This is a genomic window from Vagococcus hydrophili (assembly GCF_011304195.1).
Taxonomy (GTDB): domain Bacteria; phylum Bacillota; class Bacilli; order Lactobacillales; family Vagococcaceae; genus Vagococcus; species Vagococcus hydrophili.
This window is the reverse complement of the sequence record NZ_CP049887.1, coordinates 1,181,731-1,203,729: the sequence shown is the minus strand read 5'-3', so window position 1 is coordinate 1,203,729 and position 21,999 is coordinate 1,181,731. Positions and strand designations below refer to the sequence as shown.

Annotated in this window: 18 protein-coding genes; 5 read left to right on the top strand and 13 right to left on the bottom strand. The window is 33.1% G+C overall.

Features of this window, described 5'->3' with window-relative positions; genetic code table 11:
* Positions 1–17: 17 nt before the first annotated feature.
* The 3 genes from G7082_RS06010 to G7082_RS06000 all read right to left on the bottom strand — a co-directional run bounded on the left by G7082_RS06010 (position 18) and on the right by G7082_RS06000 (position 3,015).
* Positions 18–311, bottom strand: coding sequence for a putative quinol monooxygenase (locus G7082_RS06010; RefSeq protein ID WP_166034246.1), 294 nt, complete (start codon positions 309–311; stop codon positions 18–20).
* A gap of 225 nt (positions 312–536) precedes the next feature.
* On the bottom strand, positions 537–1,700 hold the full coding sequence (locus tag G7082_RS06005; protein ID WP_166034245.1) for an NAD(P)-dependent malic enzyme: 1,164 nt from the start codon (positions 1,698–1,700) through the stop codon (positions 537–539).
* Between the two features lie 19 nt (positions 1,701–1,719).
* Entirely contained in the window at positions 1,720–3,015 is a 1,296-nt protein-coding gene (locus tag G7082_RS06000) for a 2-hydroxycarboxylate transporter family protein (RefSeq protein ID WP_166034244.1), read from the bottom strand.
* 141 nt (positions 3,016–3,156) lie between these two features.
* On the opposite strand from G7082_RS06000, the gene G7082_RS05995 reads away from it, so the two are divergent.
* Both G7082_RS05995 and G7082_RS05990 read left to right on the top strand, forming a co-directional pair.
* A complete protein-coding gene (locus G7082_RS05995; protein WP_166034243.1) occupies positions 3,157–4,674 on the top strand; it encodes a Spo0B domain-containing protein in 1,518 nt (505 codons plus the stop codon).
* A 2-nt stretch (positions 4,675–4,676) separates the two neighbouring features.
* Positions 4,677–5,348, top strand: coding sequence for a response regulator (locus G7082_RS05990; protein ID WP_166034242.1), 672 nt, complete (start codon positions 4,677–4,679; stop codon positions 5,346–5,348).
* An 81-nt stretch (positions 5,349–5,429) separates the two neighbouring features.
* Here G7082_RS05990 and G7082_RS05985 read toward each other — a convergent pair whose 3' ends face one another.
* Together G7082_RS05985 and G7082_RS05980 are read right to left on the bottom strand one after the other, a co-directional pair.
* Positions 5,430–6,233, bottom strand: a complete 804-nt coding sequence (locus tag G7082_RS05985) for a hypothetical protein (RefSeq protein WP_166034241.1) — start codon at positions 6,231–6,233, stop codon at positions 5,430–5,432.
* Positions 6,220–7,299: a MarR family transcriptional regulator gene (locus G7082_RS05980; RefSeq protein WP_166034240.1), complete on the bottom strand. Its 1,080-nt coding sequence runs from the start codon at positions 7,297–7,299 to the stop codon at positions 6,220–6,222. Before G7082_RS05980 ends, G7082_RS05985 begins: the two co-directional genes overlap by 14 nt.
* Positions 7,300–7,567: 268 nt before the next feature.
* On the opposite strand from G7082_RS05980, the gene G7082_RS05975 reads away from it, so the two are divergent.
* Complete coding sequence (locus G7082_RS05975; RefSeq protein ID WP_166034239.1) at positions 7,568–7,882, top strand: hypothetical protein; 315 nt, start codon at positions 7,568–7,570, stop codon at positions 7,880–7,882.
* Between the two features lie 15 nt (positions 7,883–7,897).
* On the top strand, positions 7,898–8,146 hold the full coding sequence (locus G7082_RS05970; RefSeq protein ID WP_166034238.1) for a hypothetical protein: 249 nt from the start codon (positions 7,898–7,900) through the stop codon (positions 8,144–8,146).
* Here the strand turns inward: G7082_RS05970 and G7082_RS05965 are convergent.
* The 8 genes from G7082_RS05965 to G7082_RS05930 all read right to left on the bottom strand — a co-directional run bounded on the left by G7082_RS05965 (position 8,143) and on the right by G7082_RS05930 (position 21,615).
* Positions 8,143–8,469 carry a bacteriocin immunity family protein gene (locus G7082_RS05965; protein WP_166034237.1) on the bottom strand — a complete coding sequence of 109 codons (327 nt, stop codon included), beginning with the start codon at positions 8,467–8,469 and terminating at the stop codon, positions 8,143–8,145. The two genes, G7082_RS05970 and G7082_RS05965, sit on opposite strands and share 4 nt — an antisense overlap.
* Before the next feature lie 107 nt (positions 8,470–8,576).
* Positions 8,577–8,939: a CPBP family intramembrane glutamic endopeptidase gene (locus G7082_RS15220; protein WP_166034236.1), complete on the bottom strand. Its 363-nt coding sequence runs from the start codon at positions 8,937–8,939 to the stop codon at positions 8,577–8,579.
* A gap of 580 nt (positions 8,940–9,519) precedes the next feature.
* Positions 9,520–9,762: a hypothetical protein gene (locus G7082_RS05955; protein WP_166034235.1), complete on the bottom strand. Its 243-nt coding sequence runs from the start codon at positions 9,760–9,762 to the stop codon at positions 9,520–9,522.
* A 113-nt stretch (positions 9,763–9,875) separates the two neighbouring features.
* Positions 9,876–10,622 carry a LytR/AlgR family response regulator transcription factor gene (locus G7082_RS05950; protein ID WP_166034234.1) on the bottom strand — a complete coding sequence of 249 codons (747 nt, stop codon included), beginning with the start codon at positions 10,620–10,622 and terminating at the stop codon, positions 9,876–9,878.
* A 1-nt stretch (position 10,623) separates the two neighbouring features.
* Positions 10,624–11,919 (bottom strand): sensor histidine kinase, encoded by a 1,296-nt coding sequence (locus tag G7082_RS05945; protein WP_238842719.1) that lies wholly within the window; start codon positions 11,917–11,919, stop codon positions 10,624–10,626.
* Between the two features lie 53 nt (positions 11,920–11,972).
* Entirely contained in the window at positions 11,973–12,098 is a 126-nt protein-coding gene (locus tag G7082_RS15215; RefSeq protein ID WP_166034232.1) for an EntF family bacteriocin induction factor, read from the bottom strand.
* 165 nt (positions 12,099–12,263) lie between these two features.
* Positions 12,264–20,066 carry a Cna B-type domain-containing protein gene (locus tag G7082_RS05935; protein ID WP_166034231.1) on the bottom strand — a complete coding sequence of 2,601 codons (7,803 nt, stop codon included), beginning with the start codon at positions 20,064–20,066 and terminating at the stop codon, positions 12,264–12,266.
* A 586-nt stretch (positions 20,067–20,652) separates the two neighbouring features.
* The gene (locus G7082_RS05930) at positions 20,653–21,615 is read right to left on the bottom strand and encodes a tRNA dihydrouridine synthase (RefSeq protein WP_166034230.1); all 963 of its coding nucleotides are present in this window, start codon (positions 21,613–21,615) and stop codon (positions 20,653–20,655) included.
* A gap of 168 nt (positions 21,616–21,783) precedes the next feature.
* On the opposite strand from G7082_RS05930, the gene G7082_RS05925 reads away from it, so the two are divergent.
* Complete coding sequence (locus tag G7082_RS05925; protein WP_166034229.1) at positions 21,784–21,933, top strand: hypothetical protein; 150 nt, start codon at positions 21,784–21,786, stop codon at positions 21,931–21,933.
* Positions 21,934–21,999: the final 66 nt, after the last annotated feature.

Here is a 21,999-nt window from a genome sequence, read left to right as displayed (position 1 = left end):
AAAAATGTTAACCTATTCTACAAAGTAGGTTCAAAACGTTCAACCTTCATTTTCAAATGGTATTTCTTTCTTAACTCAGCAATTTGGGTCATCATCTCTGTTTTATGATGAACATCCAAAGCTTCTTGATTTGACCAACTATCAATTAATAAAACAGATTCTGGGTCATCCATTGGAAAATAATACTCATATTTTTCATTGCCTGCTTCTGCTCTTATCGCTTTAACGATTCCCTTTGCCACCATCTCTTCTGCAAATTTTCTAGCATTGTCCTTTTCTCCTGTATACGTAATATTGATGACTAAACTCATAATTATCCGTTCCCTTCTTATTTTAAGTTATCTTTATCATAGCATGATTAACGTACAAAAAAAGGTTGTGACAAAAATAAGTCACAACCTCTTTATTATTAACAAACGGTGTTATAGAAGTAGCTTCGGCGGAAATAAGCCGAAAATCACAAAAATTTGAGAAACAATTTCTGTGATTTCCTTCTTATTTCTTGAAGCTGAGCACTTCTATAACAACCTCTTTATTTATTTAACTGCTTGGCTAACGCTTTCTGCTACAACTTTTGCTACGCCTTCTTGGAATGGATCTGGAATGATGTTTGTTGTTGATAATTCTTCATCAGAAATCAAACTAGCAATTCCTTTAGCTGCTGCAATTTGCATCTCAATCGTAATATCGCGAGCACGTGAATCTAATGCGCCTCTGAAAATACCAGGGAATGCTAACACGTTGTTGATTTGGTTAGGGAAATCACTACGTCCCGTTCCCACAACATAAGCCCCTGCTGCTAATGCTTCGTCAGGGAAGATTTCTGGTGTTGGGTTTGCCATAGCGAAAATCACTGGTTTCGCGTTCATGTCTTTAATCCACTCAGGATTTAGAACGCCTGGTGCTGAAACGCCGACAAACACATCTGCCCCTTTAAGAGCATCTTGCAGTGTGCCTTCACGCAGTTCTCTATTGGTTAATTTAGAAATATCCGCATGATGTGGTGCTAAGTCAGCGATTTGTGATTCAGAAATAATACCGAAACGGTCAACCACTGTTACATTTTTAACACCTGCCGCTAAGAATTTACGAGTTACTGAAAGACCAGCTGATCCGCCACCATTCACTACCACATTAACTTCATCAATTGATTTACCGATTAATTTTAATGAGTTGTAAAGTGCTGCTAAAACAACGATTGCTGTTCCGTGTTGATCATCGTGGAATACTGGAATATCTAATTCTTCGATTAAACGTTTTTCGATTTCGAAACAACGTGGAGCACTAATATCTTCTAAGTTAATCCCACCAAATGTTGGAGCAATCATTTTTACTGCTTGAATAATTTCTTCTGTGTCTTTTGTTGCTAAAACAATCGGCACTGAATCCACATTCGCAAAACGTTTGAATAAAGCTGCTTTTCCTTCCATAACTGGCATTGCTGCTTCTGGACCGATATCACCTAAACCAAGAACCGCTGTTCCGTCACTGATAACGGCAACTGTGTTCTTTTTAGTTGTTAATTCGTAAGCTAATTTTTTATCTTCCGCAATGGCTGAAGAAACTGCTGCTACACCTGGTGTATAAGCGATACTTAATTCTTCACGATTGTTGATTTCAACTTTTGATTCAACAGATAGCTTTCCACCGTTTGCTCTTGCTTGCTCGATTGCTAATTCTTTTACGTCTTTTTTTGTCATGATTATTTCCTCCTTATATTTAGAAAATCATTCTTAAAATAGCTGTCATTGTAATTACGGTAATTGCTCCACCAAGTCTTGTTGCTACTTGGGCAAATGGCATTAAGTTCATACGGTTAGTTGTACTAAGGATCGCAACGTCACCTGTTCCACCCATTCCACTTTGACACGCTGAGATAATTGCTGCTTCTACTGGGTACATATTCATGAAACGTGAAACGAAGAAACCTGTTGTAATAACTGTTAAGACGGTACTAATAACAACTAAGAAATATTGCCATGTTAACACACCCACAACGTCTTTTAACGGAATATATAATAAGCCTAATCCTGCCATTAATGGGAAAGTGAAGTTACCTGCGATAAATTTGTATAATTGTTTAGAGCCACGTTGTGTTTCTTCTGGAACAACATTGATATATTTTAAAAGTGCTGCGACAACGATCATTAAGACTGGTCCAGGGAAGCCTGTTAAGTATTGTAATAAGCCACCGATGATGAATAAAGTACATGCTGTTAAGACACCTGCACCCATTAATTTTACATCAATTGGTGATTTATCTTCTTCTAAAGCATCACTTAAATCCACGCCATCTGCTACTTTTACTAATTGACCTTTACCTGATAAGTGAGGTTTTTTCTCACCTAACCGACTAATAAATGCTGAACAACCAATCGCAAAGAAGTTACCGATGATAGTTGCTGGGATTAATTGACCAACTAATTGCTCACTACCCATACCTGTAATCTGACTATAACCAAGTGATAGTGGTAAGATACCCTCACCAATTCCACCTGCTAAAACGGGTGTTACGATAAAGAATAAAACGTGTTTCCAATCCATACCAAGTGCCACACCTACAAGAGTACCAACACCCATTGCTAAAATCATACCGATTAACATTGGGATAATCATTTTCATTAAACCTTGAACCAAGATTTTACGGTTCATACCTAAGATACTACCACAAACTAAACAGGCAATATAAAAGTATAAGAAGTTTGCTTGTTTCATCAACATATCTGCTGATTTTAAGACGTTCTCATTCACTAAATTGAAAAATACTAGGATCGAAGGGACCAATAATGACATAATTGCTGGACCACCGAAATTTTTTAAATAAGGAATATTTGCTCCTAACGTTCCTAGAAACCAACCCATTGTTAAGATAACAGCGAAACCACCTAGCATGTTTACTGGTAATTGTTGTAAATAAGCTGTTATTAGAATAACTGAAGATAATACGATATATACTGGTAATGGAACAGATCCGACTTGGAAATTCTTCCACCCTTTTTGCTCTTTTGTATCCATTTGTTTTCCTCCTTTGTCTTTACACCCTTACTATATTGGAAGCGCTTTTCTAAATATACTTTTTTTAATTAATTTAAGTTAATACAACTAATTAAATTAACAAAGAAAATGCTATAATGTACTCGAAAAGGAGGAATCCTCGTGAAAAAAAAGCTTAGTTTATGGACATTACTTTCCTTAGCATTTGTCACAACACTGATTTTATCAATTTCAGTCTCTTATTTTTTAGTGGTGAAAAGTGCCGCCAAGCGAGTAAAGCATAATGAAGAAAAGTTACTCCTAGCCACAGGAAAACAGCTAGCCAGCGATCCCTTAGTCATTAATCAACTTAAAAAAGATGAAACAAGTCAAGAACTTCAAGAATACACGAATCAATTAGCGAAAAATTACCAACTGGATTTTATTGTTGTCATTGATATGGACGCGATTCGCCTCACTCACCCTGATCCAAGTAAAATTGGGGGACATTTTAAAGGAGGAGATGAAGTCACCTCTCTTAAAGGCGAAAAACATATCTCAATTAACGAAGGAACTTTAGGTCAGTCATTACGCGCCTTTGTCCCTGTCTTCTCAGATGAGAAACAGATTGGGGTTATTGCTTTAGGTGTTAAGATGACGTCTTTATCAACCATGATTCAACAATCTCAAAAAGATTATCAAATTTCCTTAATCCTTAGTTTAGTTGTCAGCTTATTCGTGGCATTTGCCTTATCTCTCTACCTAAAACGCATCTTACTTAATTTAGAACCACGAGAAATTGCTTCTTTATTAGAAGAAAGAAATGCCATGTTAGAAGAAACCAAAGATGCGGTTGTGGTCATTGATTTGAATAGTCGAGTGCTTTTAGCCAACGCCCAAGCTCAAACCTTGTATCAATACACCACCCAACAAACCAATTTAATCGGTAAGGATGTGCAAGACTTTTTATATCACTTCGAACAAATCGATTTAGATAAAAAAGTGGAACAACTCTATCAACAACACGGGCAAGATTATCTGTTTTCAGCCGCTCCGATTGTGGTCAGAGAGCAAAAAACGGGCTATGTTATATTCTTACGAAATGCCACAGAAGCTTTATTTGTCACCGACCAACTAGCGAATACAACAGCTTATGCTTCAGCTCTTCAAAGTCAGTCCCACGAATTTATGAATAAACTCCATGTTATTTTCGGTTTGGTGGATTTAGAAGCTTACGAAGAATTAGGCGTATATTTAGAAGATTTATTAAAACCTGAGAAAGAATTTTCCCGCTATGTGGCTCTTTTAGTTAAAGATCCCATGATGGCCAGTTTTTTAATTGGAGAACGTCAGAAATTCTCCGAAATTAAAACCCATTTACACATTGAAATTTTCCCAGAAATCCCGTTAAATAATAGTGAGGAACGAACGCAGCTAATTACCATTTATCGCTACATTCATCATGCTTTTTTACAACGACAATTACCTGATGAATTGCAGTTATCCTTAGAATGGGAAGACAACGTTCTAACCTCTACTTATTCATTTAAGGAACAGCTTTTCTCAAGAGAAGATTGGGAGAAAATTCAAGAAACTTTGCAATCCTTTTACTTTAAGCAGCTCATCCAAGATCGCCACAGTGAGCTCCATTTTACAGACAAGACCCTATCATTTAGTGTAGACTACTCTAAGGAGGACTAATTATGACCCACATTTTAATTATCGAAGACGATCCGATGGTGCAATTTATTCATAACAATTACCTAAAAAAAGTGAACCCTGCTTTTAACATTTCAGCTTCTTCAACGATTGCTGAAAGCCGAAACATTCTGGCAACGGAGGCTATTGATTTAATTTTACTTGATATCCACCTAGAAGATGGGAACGGTCTACAGCTTTTAAGTGATTTAAGAAAAGAAAAACGTGACATTGATGTGATTTTGATTACCGCCTCTAAAGAAGCGATTTTAGTGAAGGAAAGCCTTCATCTTGGTGTTTTGGATTATTTAATCAAGCCTTTCACTTATGATCGTTTTGAAAAAAGTTTGAATTTGTATCAGAAAAAAATCGATCAACTTGGGCAACATGAGATGGATCAAGACCAAATCGACGCCTTTCTCCAACCAAAATATGAAGAAGAAACTTGTGATGATGAATTAGAAAAAGGCCTCACTCATGAGACGCTAGCTTTTGTGATTAAAACCATTAAACAAATGGATAAACCTTTTACGATTCAAGAATTAACAGATGAAGCGAAGTTATCTCATGTTTCGATTCGGAAGTATGTCGCTTATTTGGAAAAGAAAGAACAGCTGAAGAGTGAGAATATTTACTTGAAGGTTGGGAGACCTTATAAGGTTTATGTTTGGGGGTAAAGGTACAATTTTATTAATAGTAAAAAAGAATCCCTGTACATAAGGATTCTTTTTTGTATTCAGTCAATTATTTAACTATTATTACTCTAAATAAAAATGATTTCTTAAACTTATCCTCACTTCTTCTAAATTAGTTTTAATACTACTTCCCACTTTTATCGTTTCTTCATCCGTATAATTAGCTTCTAGATTATTGATAAAAAGAGCTATATCATTTTTAATCATTGGAAACGATTCTAAATCACATTTATTATCTGGATGAATAAATTCTAAAACTCTAATCACATCTTTTTTGTGTTTATCAATATTTTTTGAAGATACTTTGTTGTCACTTTTCTTCTTTTCCAGCAAATCATTATAAGCTTTAGCTTTTAATACAATTAATCCTAGCTCTGTCACGCTGTTAACATTTTGAATGACCTTACATTGGCTTAAAATAAAATTGTAATAAACCTCATCCATAATAATGCTCGACAGACTTTGGACATCATCATCTGCATGTAGTGGCGTAAACCTCTCTTTGCGACCATTCATAAATTCTGGAGAATTAGAAAAAAATTCTAATTGTTCAGGATATTCATTCTTATTTTGAGGATTAATGAATCTATAATATTGAGGAACGCCTTCTTTAGACTGGAACACATCATATCTGCCTTCGTCTATATACTCCCAGATTTTTTCAAATAGTTCCTTATTTCCTTCTGTTTCTTGGACCAATAAAACAATGTCATAATCTCTTGTTCCTCTAATTTCTTCAAAATCAGAGTCTAATGATAAGAGCATTAGGGCTGTCCCACCTATAAACACATACTTCGTTGATAAATTTTCTTGACTGGCATTAAACTTCTGGGAAAATTTTTTTATGATCTGCTCATTTATCTTCATTTAAGTACCTCTCTATCATGTTTTCTAATTCTTGTGACAATCTGTAATCATCGTCTTCTTGGTTTAGTGAGTTCTCTAATATTTTGTACAAAGAAATAGCATCAATATTATTGAATCGATCCTTTACTAGATTAGGATCATACGTCCATTCTTCAATACTTACTATAGGAATGGATTTAGCTAATAGTTCAATTTCATTTTTTCTAGAAAATATAATCATATCATTTTCATTCAATTCAGATTCCAATTCTCTGAATTTATTTTTTTCCAAAGCATAATGCTCAATATTGTCCTCGGAATATAATGTTAAATGAGAGAGGGCAGATTCAGATGATATCACTTGTTGCTTTAACAATTTCATGACAACATTATTTTTTTCTATGTATACTTTCTTTCTGATTGGTGAGCTTAGGTAGTCTACCACTTTAGAGAATGTTTCTTCTCGATTCATCATGCTTTTATATTCTAAATTGCGAGTGTAACCCGATCTCTCCAGTATTTCTAAACGTTCTAATTTTTTTAACGTTTTTTGGATAATTGATTTTGATAGATTTAATCTTGTTTCCAATTTTTTTTGAGTAAATTTTTCATTTATATTGGCTATTACATAACAAATAATCAACTGTTCAGATGGTGTAAAGCTTCTTTCGATTTCTAATTTAGAATGTAATTCTAAATACATAAAAGGTAAAAACAGTGATTGATCTCTTTCAGAATAGTACGGTATATTATTTTGGATTAACAGTCGCTGTGACGCTTCTTCCAAGCTAGAAAAAATTAATACATAATTATTTTCAGCAACTTTTCCACCTCCTAATTCAAGAATGTTTGAGATTTGTTTTTTCAAAAAATTTATATCCGTAAAATTATTATTCTTAATCTCTAAAATTGTCATCTCTAGAGATTTTTTTGAATCGTTAATAATCAATTGCGCAGTATATAAATTAAAATTATTTACGTAAAATTTGGGTAATTTGTATAAATCTTCCGTTATATTTTTAATATACTCCAAATCTCCTATTCTTTTTTTAAAAAAATATTCAAATTTTTCTACAAGCATCTTCACCGTGAATATCCCCCTCTATCACAACTTTTATAGACTATTGTGGTTTTATTTTATACCATAAAATAATTTGACAATATTTTATATTATAAAATAAAACCAGAATCAGCTTAAATCATTGATATAATCATATCATATCTTTATTTCAATTTAAATTTTTATCCTTTAGTTTAGTTCATGACCTCTTTTTCCACACTTCATGATATTCTTTACCAAATCTCACTATTTCCTATTACAATAAAGCAACAAAATAATAAGAGGTGATTGTCTCATGAAAGCAACATACAAAAATAAAGTCGTTGATGTTTGGGAAATTAGTCGAACAGGGGAGCAACCTGACTGGGTAAAAGAAGCTTTTAAAAAGAATTACCTGTATTGGTCAGACAATCGTCTTCGTATTTTAATGTCCGCATTAAATCCATCCGTCCTTCACAACTTAAAAACAGGAACAGTTGGGACAGTGGTTGGAAATTGTGGTGGCTACGGTATGTACGCCATGGGATATGAGGGAGATTTTTTAGATGCGACCAATCATCAATTAATTTCTAGTAAAAAATTTACCAAACATTATACAGTGATCAAGTAAAAAGGAGGCTAAAATATGAAACAGAAACACAGTATCCAAGCATGGTTATCTTACGAAAAACAAAGTACAATTGCCTTAGTTACTGTAGCAGGACTTATCATTGGCGATATCATTAATGATTTTGTTATACAGTTTATTGACAGTTTTATTCTTCATACGATTATTGGGATTTCAACAATTTATTTAACTTGGTACGCTTATCCATATTTCATTAGGTTGATGAAAAAAATTAAAAATACCCCATCAGATAAACTAAGTAATTAGTGGTATCTGATGGGGTATTTCTCAGCAAAAGAAACACCTTTAGTTTTTGATATCCTTATTAAATGCCTCATTTTTGGGGTTTGATATTCCGACAACAATACATTATCTTTTTCTATAGCCATTGAAATATCCTTGGTCAGTTGATTTAAAATAAAAATTTCTGAAGGATTTGAATTAGCCAATACTTCTTTATACTCCATTAAGATTGATTTTAACGCTTTATTTTCTTGGCTATGATTCACATCAATTAACAGTTCTACAATAAGAAACAATGCTTCTTCCATACGTTTATTGTCGTTTATAAACCAATTTAGTCCATTCATTATTTTGCCCTCGCATTCACTGATTAAGTAATAATAAGATATCATCTTTCAGGTTTTACAAGATTAAAACATCTTGAAATAACCGGTTATATATCTTCAAATTCAGATCAGTTCAAAAAAATAGCGACGAGGTTGTTAATAAGATGAATACATATAGGAATCACTAAGTTGTTCGTTTTAATATATGATAGAGAAAACAGGATGCCACTAATAAAAACACCTAAAAAAAGATAGCTATTTTCTGGAGAGTGGATCAGTGAAAACAACAATGAGCTGATCACTATGTAGTTATATTTATTGGCTATTAGTTGCCTCATTAACCCTCTAAAGACAATTTCTTCTAATATTGGAGCTAAAATAATCACTCCTAGTATTAGTAAAAAACCAGAATGATATTCTATCGTTCCCCCATCATTGCTGACTTTTGATGAACTAGCAGCCGTAAGATAACTCACTATCAAATTAAACATACTATAAGCTACAATTACTCCTACATCACTTAATGATAGGGATTTTTTGATAGTCATTTCTTTAAGATACTTATTTTTCCTTAAAATTCTATAATTGAAGAATAAAAATAATACCGAAATAAGGATAGTAACCATCCAATTTGTTGATGGAATTCTGACTAAGAAACTGATACTTAAATTAGCTATCAAAAATAGAATTAGCATATTTAGTATTTTTTTGAAATTATTTTTAAGATAACTATTAACTTTGTTTATTTTGATTCACCTCATATTTTCAACTGCAGCCCAACTGTTATTCCATATTATTATACTACTTATGTAGATGTATATAATAAGCTATCAATTAAAAAGAAGCGATTATAGTATTGAAGAATCGCTTTTTATCTCATATACAACTTTTAGTAACAACTAACCTATATTATTACTATTTTTTTCTACCTACTAAAAATATTATTCCTAGTAATAAAAAAATTACGGATAATCCAATATTTTTAATATAGAAAGCATGTACAATTCCCATGACTATACTCCCTAATCCAATAAAAATCATAAACTTCTCTTCGATTTTCATAAGTTCACCCTATATCGACTCCTCAATATGTCTCATCACTTCTTTAAGATTTCGATCTGCTTCTATCTTTTCTAGTTTACTTCGAACCCACAAATACAAACTTCCATTAACTAGCATCAGTACTATTAAGACAATGTACATCCAATCAGATAGATAAAAATTAGTGGAGACATTTGGTAGTAACACCGTCAATAGCAATAATAGATTCATCACTTGCATGCCTATAAAAACTGATGTTTTCGCTTCTTTCATGTGGTTGTTCAGCTCCTTTTGTTTCCTACAGTGTAATCTTATTTAGCACGCCATCTCGGTAATTGTCTCCAACACCCCTTTTCCACCTCATGAACCAAAAAAACGATGAAGATTCAAATAGTCTTCATCGCTTCTTTGATTTTTTTGCTTTTGCCGAGAGAAAAGGTGCGCAAGATATCATCTTGCAAGCACACACTTCTTTTTGAGTAATCGACTTGTTTTATGTTTTGGGGATTCACCAGACAAGAACGATTCAATCTGAGTAAACTAGGATACATTAATTCTAGGTCAATCAGATTGCCATAAAATTCATATTTTCCTTTTTTACTATACAGATCAAGCCGATGGGGAATGGTTGATGTTTCGATTAACACAACTTCTGATAATTCTAAATTATAGGTTTGAGAGCCGATTGAAAAACTGAAATTGTTTTTTCTAACATCATTCATCAAATCGATTCGCTTTTGAGACTCTTCTAAGGCACTGTAAATAGCTGCCCTTAACTCCTCAATGGGTTGGTCTTTCATAATAAAATCCAAAGCTTCTACTTTTTCTTTAAAGGTTATCGGTGCCATCTCATTATGAGTTGTCACAAAAATAATTTTCGCCTCGACATCTATTCCGCGAATGATTTTAGCAATATCAATACCATTCAGTTGATGACTTAAATCGATATCTAAGAAATAAATGCCTTTATTGATGTCAAATTTTTTTATGTATTTAATTAATTCGTCCGGGCTTTGAGTGGCTATTTTCACTTCAAACAATTCATCATGAAACAAAATATAGTTATCAATGATTGTCCTCATTTGCTGCAATTGCGTGAGGTTGTCTTCACATATTATTATTGGATAACTCATTTTATCTAGCCACTCCTTCATCAATGATTATTTTTACTGTAAATAACTGTTCTTCTTTTTCGTACTGAATAAATAAATTCGGGTATTTATTCTTAATCTCTTGAACATTGGTTAATCCTAAGCCTGAATGATTCGCCTTCGAAGTGTAACCTTGTTCCATTAATTTTGAGACACTCTCTTGATTATTACAATAGCTGTTCGCAATAATTATCGTCAGACCTGTATCCGTTTTTGATAAACCAATGGCCATTCTTTTTTCCTCTGTTTCTAAAGAAGCTTCGATACCGTTGTCTAAAAAAATACTCAGTATTCTAATTAAATCCACTAAATCGATCATAGGCTTATCAATCAGATCACGGCATTCAAACTGACAATTTATCCCCTTGTTCAGCATCAATTGCAATTTATTAATAAAAATACTTTTTAAATAGCCGTCTTTTATGTACGTCAAATCTTTGAAAACTTCCATGGCTGAATTAATAAAATATTTTTCAGAGTAGTCGTCTAATTCGTTTAAGAAAGAAGTCAATTCACCGTAATTCTGATTCTCCACATTAATTCTCAAACTCAGCAGCATATTCTTATAATCATGCTTAAATTTCCGCGTGGATTGGTAATCTTTTTCTAATTGTTCTGTGTAATTTTTTAGACTGTCTAGTTGGTTTTTATAAAGTAAATTTTCAAACTCTTCTGCTTTTTTCTTTCGATCTCGAACAAATAAAATTGTTATCACCATCGTCTGTAGTATGACGAATACTAACATGATATTAATATATAAGCTGTATTTTTCAATTGTTTTTAATATAACAACTACTAAAAGAGCAATACAATAAACGTATAGCAGTAACATGGTTAGTAGTGTGGAATTGTTATTTTTCAACCATGAAGTAACTTTTAATTTTTGGTAAGCAACTACTAAGAAAAGAAAAATGATACTCATGATACTCATTTCAATAAAAATATAATCAAACCCTTTTGTTCCTTGAAAAGATACCCAGGGTGACATGATATTAGATGTAATCAGAGACGCAAAAAGCATTATTAGCAAACAAAATAAATAAGTATTCACTAAAAAATTTTTTTTGCTCTTAATGACATATCTTTCATAGAGGTAGATTGTTCCCGCTATCAATACATCAAACCAATTTCCCATAACTAATTGTCCAAAAAAAGTAATAATAAGCATCACACTAATCAAAGGAAGTTTTATTTTTCTCTCAATAAAGAAATAAAAGATTCCATACAATAAAATATTCGAAAAAAATAACGACAAAATAAACGCTTTAATATCTACCATCAACACTATCAAACACATCCTTTAACTAAGGATATCAAAAAAATGGTAAAAGTTTAACATTTTTTAAATAAAGAAAGAACACATTGAACAGCATTACCTTTATACTCACCTAGTTTATAAAGTGAAGTGCCTCCATTAATCTTCTTTAAGTCTTTCTCAGTTACTTTCTTCTTTAGCATCATCATCAACCTTTCTGTTATTTGGTACTTAAATTATATCGAAGTTAACTCCACAACTAAAAAAAGATCGTGAACGCCTTGATTTGAGGTCATGAAATGATTACTACTTAATATTGAAGATAAAAAAATGGAAACTGACTATACAATCAGCTTCCAATTTTTCTTCTATTTATCTTGTACTTTTTTGTAGTATCGTACTATAAACAGTACTCCTAGTAACATCAAACCAATAATCATCACTACATAGTTACTTTGATCATTTGTTTGTGGTAATTTTTTACCTGTTGTTTGATTACTAGTTACTTTAACTTTAGACGGTGATTGCGTCGATTTAGTTGGTACCTCGTTTTTAGATGATGGTACTTTTGGTTTTTCTGGTGCTTTTTCTTCTGTTGACGGTTCTGTCGGTTTACTTGGTTTTTCTGGAACGATTTCTTTTTTAATTAATTTATTCGTAATCGTAAAACCTTCAACCTGACTTTCATATCCTTCTGGTACATCGATTTCTTTCACGCTATAGCTAAATGATTCGCCTTTTTCATCATACTTAGGTAAATCTTTAAATATGTAATTCCATTTATCTGTTTCACCTGTTACTTTTTCTGTTGCGACTACTTCACCATTTTTAAGTAACTCAACTGTGATGTTTTCTGGACGAGTTTTAAATTCATTACTGCTATCTTCCCAAATTTTTGCGATTGGGATTTCTGTTGTTTCTTTGTTGATGTACGTATTTGTAATCGTTGTGCCTTCCACTTTACTTATGTAGTTCTCTGGTACTTTGATTTCTTTTACGCTGTAGCTAAATTCTTTACCTTTGTTGTCATACTTAGGCAGATTTTTGAAAGTATATTCCCATTTATCTGAGTCACCTTTAATTTCTTCTACTTTTTCTGACTCACCATTTTTCAATAGTTCAATAGTGATTGTTTCTGGTCTTGTATTGAACTTGTTGCTGTAGTCGTTCCAGATTTTCGTCACTGGTAATTTCGTTGTTTCTTTATTTACGTATGTGTTTGTAATCGTTGTACCTTCTACTTTACTTGTGTAGTTTTCTGGTACTTTGATTTCTTTCACGCTGTAGCTAAATTCTTTACCTTTGTTGTCGTACTTCGGTAGATTTTTGAAAGTATATTCCCATTTATCTGAGTCACCTTTAATTTCTTCTACTTTTTCTGACTCACCATTTTTCAATAGTTCAATAGTGATTGTTTCTGGTCTTGTATTGAACTTGTTGCTGTAGTCGTTCCAGATTTTCGTCACTGGTAATTTCGTTGTTTCTTTATTTACGTATGTGTTTGTAATCGTTGTACCTTCTACTTTACTTGTGTAGTTTTCTGGTACTTTGATTTCTTTCACGCTGTAGCTAAATTCTTTACCTTTGTTGTCGTACTTCGGTAAGTCTTTGAACGTGTAGCTCCACTTGTCTGAGTCACCTGTTACTTTTTCTGTTGCGACTACTTCGCCATTTTTCAATAACTCAACCGTGATGTTTTCTGGTCTTGTATTAAATTGGTTGCTGTAGTCATTCCAAATTTTTGTTACTGGTAATTCCGTTGTTGCTTGATTTACGTACGTGTTCGTAATCGTTGTGCCTTCTACTTTACTTGCGTAGTTAGATGGTACTTTGATTTCTTTGACGCTATAGCTGTATTCTTTACCTTTGTTGTCATACTTCGGTAAGTCTTTGAATGTATAACTCCATTTGTCTGTTTCACCTGTTACTTTTTCTGTTGCGACTACTTCGCTATTTTTCAATAACTCAACTGTGATGTTTTTTGGTCTTGTATTAAATTGGTTGCTGTAGTCATTCCAAATTTTTGTTACTGGTAATTCCGTTGTTACTTGATTTACGTACGTGTTCGTAATCGTTGTGCCTTCTACTTTACTTGTGTAGTTAGATGGTACTTGGATTTCTTTCACGCTGTAGCTAAATTCTTTACCTTTGTTGTCGTACTTCGGTAGATTTTTGAAAGTATATTCCCATTTGTCTGAGTCACCTTTAATTTCTTGAATCATCTCCGATTTACCGTTTTTAAGTAATTCAACTGTGATGTTTTTTGGTCGAATTTTGAATTGATTACTGTAATCTTCCCAAACCTTAGTTACTGGTAATTCGGTTGTTGCTTGATTTACGTACGTGTTCGTAATCGTTGTGCCTTCTACTTTACTTGTGTAGTTAGATGGTACTTGGATTTCTTTCACGCTGTAGCTAAATTCTTTACCTTTGTTGTCGTACTTCGGTAGATTTTTGAAAGTATATTCCCATTTGTCTGAGTCACCTTTAATTTCTTGAATCATCTCCGATTTACCGTTTTTAAGTAATTCAACTGTGATGTTTTTTGGTCGAATTTTGAATTGATTACTGTAATCTTCCCAAACCTTAGTTACTGGTAATTCGGTTGTTGCTTGATTTACGTACGTGTTCGTAATCGTTGTACCTTCTACTTTACTTGTGTAGTTAGATGGTACTTTGATTTCTTTGACGCTATAGCTAAATTCTTTGCCTTTGTTGTCGTACTTAGGTAAGTCTTTGAACGTGTAGCTCCACTTGTCTGAGTCACCTGTTACTTTTTCTGTTGCGACTACTTCGCCATTTTTCAATAACTCAACTGTGATGTTTTTTGGTCGAGTTTTGAATTGATTACTGTAATCGTTCCAAACTTTCGTTACTGGTAATTCCGTTGTTGCTTGATTTACGTACGTGTTCGTAATCGTTGTTCCTTCTACTTTACTTGTGTAGTTAGATGGTACTTGGATTTCTTTCACGCTGTAGCTAAATTCTTTACCTTTGTTGTCGTACTTCGGTAGATTTTTGAAAGTATATTCCCATTTGTCTGAGTCACCTTTAATTTCTTGAATCATCTCCGATTTACCGTTTTTAAGTAATTCAACTGTGATGTTTTTTGGTCGAATTTTGAATTGATTACTGTAATCTTCCCAAACCTTAGTTACTGGTAATTCGGTTGTTTCTTTATTTACGTACGTGTTCGTAATCGTTGTACCTTCTACTTTACTTGTGTAGTTAGATGGTACTTTGATTTCTTTGACGCTATAGCTAAATTCTTTGCCTTTGTTGTCGTACTTAGGTAAGTCTTTGAACGTGTAGCTCCACTTGTCTGAGTCACCTGTTACTTTTTCTGTTGCGACTACTTCGCCATTTTTCAATAACTCAACTGTGATGTTTTTTGGTCGAGTTTTGAATTGATTACTGTAATCGTTCCAAACTTTCGTTACTGGTAATTCCGTTGTTGCTTGATTTACGTACGTGTTCGTAATCGTTGTTCCTTCTACTTTACTTGTGTAGTTAGATGGTACTTTGATTTCTTTCACGCTGTAGCTAAACTCTTTACCTTTGTTGTCATACTTCGGTAAGTCTTTGAACGTGTAGTTCCAAGTATTTGTTTTACCTGTTACTTTTTCTGTCGCGACTACTTCTCCATTTTTTAACAACTCAACCGTGATGTTTTCTGGCCTTGTATTAAATTGGTTGCTGTAATCTTCCCAAACTTTCGTTACTGGTAATTCGGTTGTTTCTTTATTTACGTATGTGTTTGTAATCGTTGTGCCTTCTACTTTGCTTGTGTAGTTAGATGGTACTTTGATTTCTTTCACGCTGTAGCTAAACTCTTTACCTTTGTTGTCATACTTCGGTAAGTCTTTGAATATATAACTCCATGTATTTGAATCACCCGTTACTTTTTCGGTTGCGACTACTTCATCATTTTTCAATAACTCAACCGTAATTTTTTCTGGTCTTGTATTGAATTGGTTGCTGTAGTCATTCCAAATTTTTGTTACTGGTAATTCCGTTGTTGCTTGATTTACGTACGTGTTCGTAATCGTTGTTCCTTCTACTTTACTTGTATAGTTTTCTGGTACTTTGATTTCTTTCACGCTATAGCTGTATTCTTTACCTTTGTTGTCATACTTCGGTAAGTCTTTGAATGTATAACTCCATTTGTCTGTTTCACCTGTTACTTTTTCTGTTGCGACTACTTCACCATTTTTTAATAACTCAACTGTGATTGTTTCTGGTCTTGTATTGAATTGGTTGCTGTAGTCATTCCAAACTTTTGTCACTGGTAATTCTGTTGTTTCTTTATTGACGTAAGTATTTGTAATCGTTGTGCCTTCTACTTTACTTGTGTAGTTTTCTGGTACTTTGATTTCTTTTACGCTGTAGCTATATTCTTTACCTTTGTTGTCATACTTAGGTAAATTTTTGAAGGTGTAGCTCCACTTGTCTGAGTCACCTGTTACTTTTTCTGTTGCGACTACTTCACCATTTTTTAATAACTCAACTGTGATTGTTTCTGGTCTTGTATTGAATTGGTTGCTGTAGTCATTCCAGATTTTTGTTACTGGTAATTCCGTTGTTTCTTTATTTACGTACGTGTTCGTAATCGTTGTACCTTCTACTTTACTTATATAGTTTTCTGGTACTTTGATTTCTTTTACACTGTAGCTATATTCTTTACCTTTGTTGTCATACTTAGGTAAATTTTTGAAGGTGTAGCTCCACTTGTCTGAGTCACCTGTTACTTTTTCTGTTGCGACTACTTCTCCGTTTTTAAGTAATTCAACTGTGATTGTTTCTGGTCTTGTATTGAATTGATTGCTGTAGTCATTCCAAACTTTTGTCACTGGTACTTCCGTTGTTTCTTGATTAATATATGTATTCGTAATAGTCGTATCTTCTACTTTACTTGTGTAGTTTTCATCCACGTTCACTTCTTTTACTTCATATTGATAGTTATTTCCATCAGCGTCTTTTTTCGGTAGATTAGCAAATGTATAGTGCCAAATATCTCCCTCTTGACTGTCAACAGAAACTGTTTTGAACTCTTCACCATTTTGGAACAATGCTATTTCGATTGATCCTGGGCGAGTTTTAAAGGTATTTTTATAGTCTTCCCAGATTTTTTCAACTGACAGACTGGTAACATTAGGTACTACCACTGCTTCAACATCTGTATTTTTCAGTGTATTAACGACTTCATTCTCCAAAGAATTAATCCGAGCATAGAAATAAACACTGGTTGATTGACCTTTGATGTTATTCCCTTTTTCATTGCGAATTTCAATTTTATTATTTTCAAATGTTGCTTTGTATTCACCTGATTGATCGACTAAGTTCATTTCCGTCAAACGATTATCTTTAGTTGGCACTTCTTTAAATAAATCTCTCTCAGGTACAAAGCCTAAAAATTCAACATCTTTCGGTAATTCATCTAAGACATTAAAACCAAAAGTTCCTGTATAATTTCCATTCGGTAATAGCTTAATTTGATAAACTACGATATTATCTTCAGGATTTTCTTTCGCCGTAAAATCAAGATTTTTCTTGAATTCTTGCTCATCCATAGAAGCCACTTGCTTATCTAACGCCATCTCATCCCCAAAAGAATTCACTTCTGTTTCTTTGGTACTTGTATAAATTTCATCGTGACCTTTCACTGAGAAAGTCGCTGTGTTTTTAATATTTAACAACACTTTTTTATCAAAAACTTTGGTTTTCAAACTCAAATTAATTTTCAAACGTTTGCCATTCGGAAATGACGCAGCCATCTCTTTGAATTTTTCATTCGGTCGAATAATTAATTGGATTTCGTTCTTATCATTTTTTTCACCAATAGAAAAAGTTAATAAATCCGCTAAATTTCGTTCATTCCAACCCAGTTCTCCTGAAATAACTGAATGAGATAGTGACTCTTCATCGAAATAGTCCAAATTAACCCAATCAATTAATTCAAAATCATCAAACTGCATGATTTGAGCATCCCATGTATTGATTTCAAAAGCATAATCAATCGTAGCTGATTCTCCTTTTTCAACTTGAATGCTCTCCGCGCCATTTTTTCTAAAAGCACGCTGATCATCAACAGGTAACTCATTTTTATCTTTTTTCTCTATTTTCGTTTCAGTATAAGCTTGATAACTATTTTTACCATCATTAAGGACTGCCCAATTGGAAACACTCCATGTAGGGCGCTTGTAATTCCCAGGTTCTCCTGCCTCTAAAACACGTTTCACTCTTAACGTCATTTCTAATTGATAACTATCGTCTTTATTTTTACCTAGATTCATATATAAACGACCATCTTTAATAGCATATGAATAGACTGGTGCTTCAGCTATTTTTCCAACCATTTCTGAGCTGTGAACCTCTTTAAATTGATCACTTACATCTGTACCAATAGAAACACCGTTATGCATTAAGGCTGTTTTAGTAATATCATACTCAATGGTATAAGGTAAGATATCTTCTAAAACAGTATTCTCCTTCAAGGCATTCGTGCCGTCTGTCTTAAACTCATTCAAATTAACATCAACTTGATAATTTAAATCAGTTGTTGTTAATTCACCTTCGTCATTTAAAAGATAACCTTCATCATTGATTGGGTGTTTAATAAAGTCTTTGTCGACTTTCTTTTTGATGATTTTATCTTCCTTCTCTTTGTTTGGGTCCCCCATCTCAGGACCTGTTCCTGTATCTTCTTTCCAATAACCGATTGGAAAATCACCGTGTTCTTCTTTTCCATTAAAACTCGCTACATTTTTTACGATATAATCCCCAGAAAAAGGTTTTTCTAATCCTTTTCTAGCATATTCTTTCAGATTTTCTTTTCCTTGATCCGTTAAATCCGCTTGATAACTTAGTTCCAATTTTGTATTAGCCGGTAAATTAACATTTTTCAGGGTTAATTTATTATCAACAATTATTATATCTTCACTAGAAATTGGATATTCCTTAGTTTCCGTTTTGGCATTCAAATCATCTATAATCGTCGTTGTCGTTACTTTCGCAATGATGGTTCCAAGATCTGGATTGATTTTCCAATCAGCATCCATCTCATCTGTAATGGTACCATTGACAATTCCTTCTTTTGTTTCCCATACCAAGTTATAACGAACATCTACATCTTTGTTTTCGTTTAAAGTAATCTTGCCGTCTGCATCTTGATACACACTATATTTATCATGAGCATTCACACTTTTATCTGTTTGATTAGTGTATTCTTTTCCTGGAAATTCAGTCACGCCTTCAATGACTTTAATTTCCCCTTCTTCTCCATCAACCGACCAAGAAACGGTACGCTCTTCATTCTTAACATTTTGACTTAATTTATATTTACCAGAAATTGTAAATTCACCATTTTGGTTAATCGTTTGTTCTTTAAATTTAATATATAATTTTTGAGGGTTTTCAGCGTCTCGTGTGATACTTTCAATGTTTTCATTTCCAGCTGGAACTTTTAAAACACTGTCAGTAATTTCTAAACCTTCTGGAAAGACAACTGGAACTGTTTTTCCGATTAGATTCGTTGTTCCTGCTTGGTAACCTAATCTAAAAGTAAAGACGTCATTTTCTTTAACAACTGGAACACCATTGAATTTTTCCCCATTAAGTTCAATCATCATTTCTAATCCTGATGATAGATCTGAGCTCGATAATTCTTTTCTTGGTGCTACTTGTTTTTTTGTTTCCTGTGTTACTTCGGATGTTGTATCTTCCTCTAATACAGCTTGCGGGTTAAGTTTAGCAGACACCACTTGGGTAGTAGTTTTAGCAATCAATTCACTCGCTTGTCCTAAACTTTTTCTTTTAATATTGAAAGATATCTTCGTATCTATTTCTTCTTTAGCATTTGTTTTAATCAATATTTTTTGATCACTACTGACCGAAACTGCTTCTTGATTAATACCTTCCACATTTATAAGTGACATTTCTGCCCCTTGATTTAAATCAATCTGTGAAACTTGTTCAGTGTCTGTGGTGTTACTAATGTGTGCTGATATATCTGCTACAACATCCTCTTCATTTTCAGACACAATGTCTAAGCTTGTTAACTTAGTTGAATCTCCATCTGTTTCATTTGCCAATGCAATTAATGGTACAAAGGATTGCATGGTAAATAACAATGTCACAAATAAAACTAACATTTTATTAAACTTCTTATTCAATTTTCCCCATCCCCTATTTCTAAAATACTAGTAAAAAAAACGACGCCTGGGTAGACATCGTACTTATTTACCGTTTTATTTATTCGGCAAATACAATTATAGAGGTTTTATTTTAAAAGACATTTTCACTTTTTGCATCATGATACGTAATATAACATATGTTCTTTTTGTGAATTTCGTCATATATCTAAGTGTATCCGTTATCAAACTTACTAATAGAAAGAAAATCTATTCATTATTTTTAAAACGTTATACTATGAATAAAATAACGTAATATTTTTAATATTATTTTTTCGAACATCTCATCTGATTTTAATAACTAAAAAATAGAGAGACAAACAGAACATCATTAGTATTTTTATCTATAAAACCACCTCTATAAACTTAGTTAGTCCTTTTTAAGATATTTTAAATAACGGTATATACTCTAAAAACAAAAAAATGTTCTTAATTCTAACTGTTTTTTTATTAAATCTATTCTTCGTTTAACAAACTTCATTTATTACAACATCATACTCTTGTTTATACAAAATAATTATAAAAACCTTTTAAAGAGTGTTTAAAACACACATTAAAAGGTTTCGGATTATTTATTTAACTCAAACTCTGCTAAAATAGCTCTAACTTCCGCTGTTGATTTTGTGTTCATCAATTTCACTCGTAAATCACTGGCTCCAGGGAAGCCTTTAACATAAATTTTAAAGAAACGGTGCAATCCTACGATTGAACGAGGGACTAACTCGCCGTATTCATCTTGTAAATCAATTTGCATATGAAGTAACCCAAGTAACTCTTCTGAACTATGTTCTCTAGGGATTTTTTCAAAGGCATAAGGATTTTTAAAAATCCCACGACCAATCATAATCCCATCCACGCCATATTTTTCAGCTAATTCTAAGCCTTGCTGACGGTCTAAGATATCTCCATTAATCGTAATCAGCGTGTTAGGCGCGACTTTATCACGAATTGCCATAATCTCAGGAATCATATCCCAATGAGCATCCACTTTACTCATCTCATCTCGCGTTCTCAAATGGATCGACAAATTAGCAATGTCTTGTTTTAGTAAGTGAGTAATCCAATCTTCCATTTCTGATAATTCTTTAAAACCTAAACGTGTCTTCACACTCACAGGCAAACCGCCTGCTTTAGCCGCTTGAATTAACTCGGCTGCAACTTCCGGTCTTAAAATCAAGCCACTTCCTTTACCACGATCAGCTACGTTGGGAACTGGACAGCCCATATTTAAATCGATTCCTTTAAAGCCCATTTCAGCTAAACCAATACTCATTTCACGGAAAAATTCTGGTTTATCTCCCCAAATGTGTGCCACCATTGGCTGTTCATCTTCAGTAAAAACCAAACGTCCACGAACGCTGTCGCGACCTTCTGGATGGCAGTAACTATCTGAATTTGTGAACTCCGTAAAGAAAACATCAGGTGCGCCTGCTTCTTTTACCACATGGCGAAAAACCACATCTGTTACATCTTCCATTGGTGCTAAAACAAAAAAAGGCTTCGGTAATTCTGCCCAAAAATTAGTTGTCATTATTTATATCTCCGTTTCATTTTTACGATTTATCTTATAAATTATACTAAGAAATGAAAAAAGAAGCAAAAGAGAGGTCGATTTTTAAATTTCATTCTTACATAGAATTCAATATTTATATACAACTCATTACAAAAAAGCTATTATTAATTAATAGAAAGGGCTGATATGATGGTACAAATATATTTAAAGGAAAAAGCATCAGACTTTTTAAATAACTCGGAAATCATAAATGCTTTATCAGATATTGAAAATGGTGATGTTAAATGTTTTACGAATATCGAAAGTCTTATCAACGATTTAAATGATGAACATTAAACGAACTGCAACATTTAATATAAAAATAGTCAGTATTCAGTGCATGATGCCTTCTGAATACTGACC

What these genes read in the sequence shown, in the direction of transcription:
- G7082_RS06010 (WP_166034246.1), bottom strand. Translation starts at nt 311, where the DNA reads ATGAGTTTAGTCATCAATATTACGTATACAGGAGAAAAGGACAATGCT.
- G7082_RS06005 (WP_166034245.1), bottom strand. Translation starts at nt 1,700, where the DNA reads ATGACAAAAAAAGACGTAAAAGAATTAGCAATCGAGCAAGCAAGAGCA.
- G7082_RS06000 (WP_166034244.1), bottom strand. Translation starts at nt 3,015, where the DNA reads ATGGATACAAAAGAGCAAAAAGGGTGGAAGAATTTCCAAGTCGGATCT.
- G7082_RS05990 (WP_166034242.1), top strand. Translation starts at nt 4,677, where the DNA reads ATGACCCACATTTTAATTATCGAAGACGATCCGATGGTGCAATTTATT.
- G7082_RS05985 (WP_166034241.1), bottom strand. Translation starts at nt 6,233, where the DNA reads ATGAAGATAAATGAGCAGATCATAAAAAAATTTTCCCAGAAGTTTAAT.
- G7082_RS05975 (WP_166034239.1), top strand. Translation starts at nt 7,568, where the DNA reads ATGAAAGCAACATACAAAAATAAAGTCGTTGATGTTTGGGAAATTAGT.
- G7082_RS05970 (WP_166034238.1), top strand. Translation starts at nt 7,898, where the DNA reads ATGAAACAGAAACACAGTATCCAAGCATGGTTATCTTACGAAAAACAA.
- G7082_RS05965 (WP_166034237.1), bottom strand. Translation starts at nt 8,469, where the DNA reads ATGAATGGACTAAATTGGTTTATAAACGACAATAAACGTATGGAAGAA.
- G7082_RS15220 (WP_166034236.1), bottom strand. Translation starts at nt 8,939, where the DNA reads ATGTTTAATTTGATAGTGAGTTATCTTACGGCTGCTAGTTCATCAAAA.
- G7082_RS05955 (WP_166034235.1), bottom strand. Translation starts at nt 9,762, where the DNA reads ATGAAAGAAGCGAAAACATCAGTTTTTATAGGCATGCAAGTGATGAAT.
- G7082_RS05950 (WP_166034234.1), bottom strand. Translation starts at nt 10,622, where the DNA reads ATGAGTTATCCAATAATAATATGTGAAGACAACCTCACGCAATTGCAG.
- G7082_RS05945 (WP_238842719.1), bottom strand. Translation starts at nt 11,919, where the DNA reads ATGGTAGATATTAAAGCGTTTATTTTGTCGTTATTTTTTTCGAATATT.
- G7082_RS15215 (WP_166034232.1), bottom strand. Translation starts at nt 12,098, where the DNA reads ATGCTAAAGAAGAAAGTAACTGAGAAAGACTTAAAGAAGATTAATGGA.
- G7082_RS05930 (WP_166034230.1), bottom strand. Translation starts at nt 21,615, where the DNA reads ATGACAACTAATTTTTGGGCAGAATTACCGAAGCCTTTTTTTGTTTTA.
- G7082_RS05925 (WP_166034229.1), top strand. Translation starts at nt 21,784, where the DNA reads ATGATGGTACAAATATATTTAAAGGAAAAAGCATCAGACTTTTTAAAT.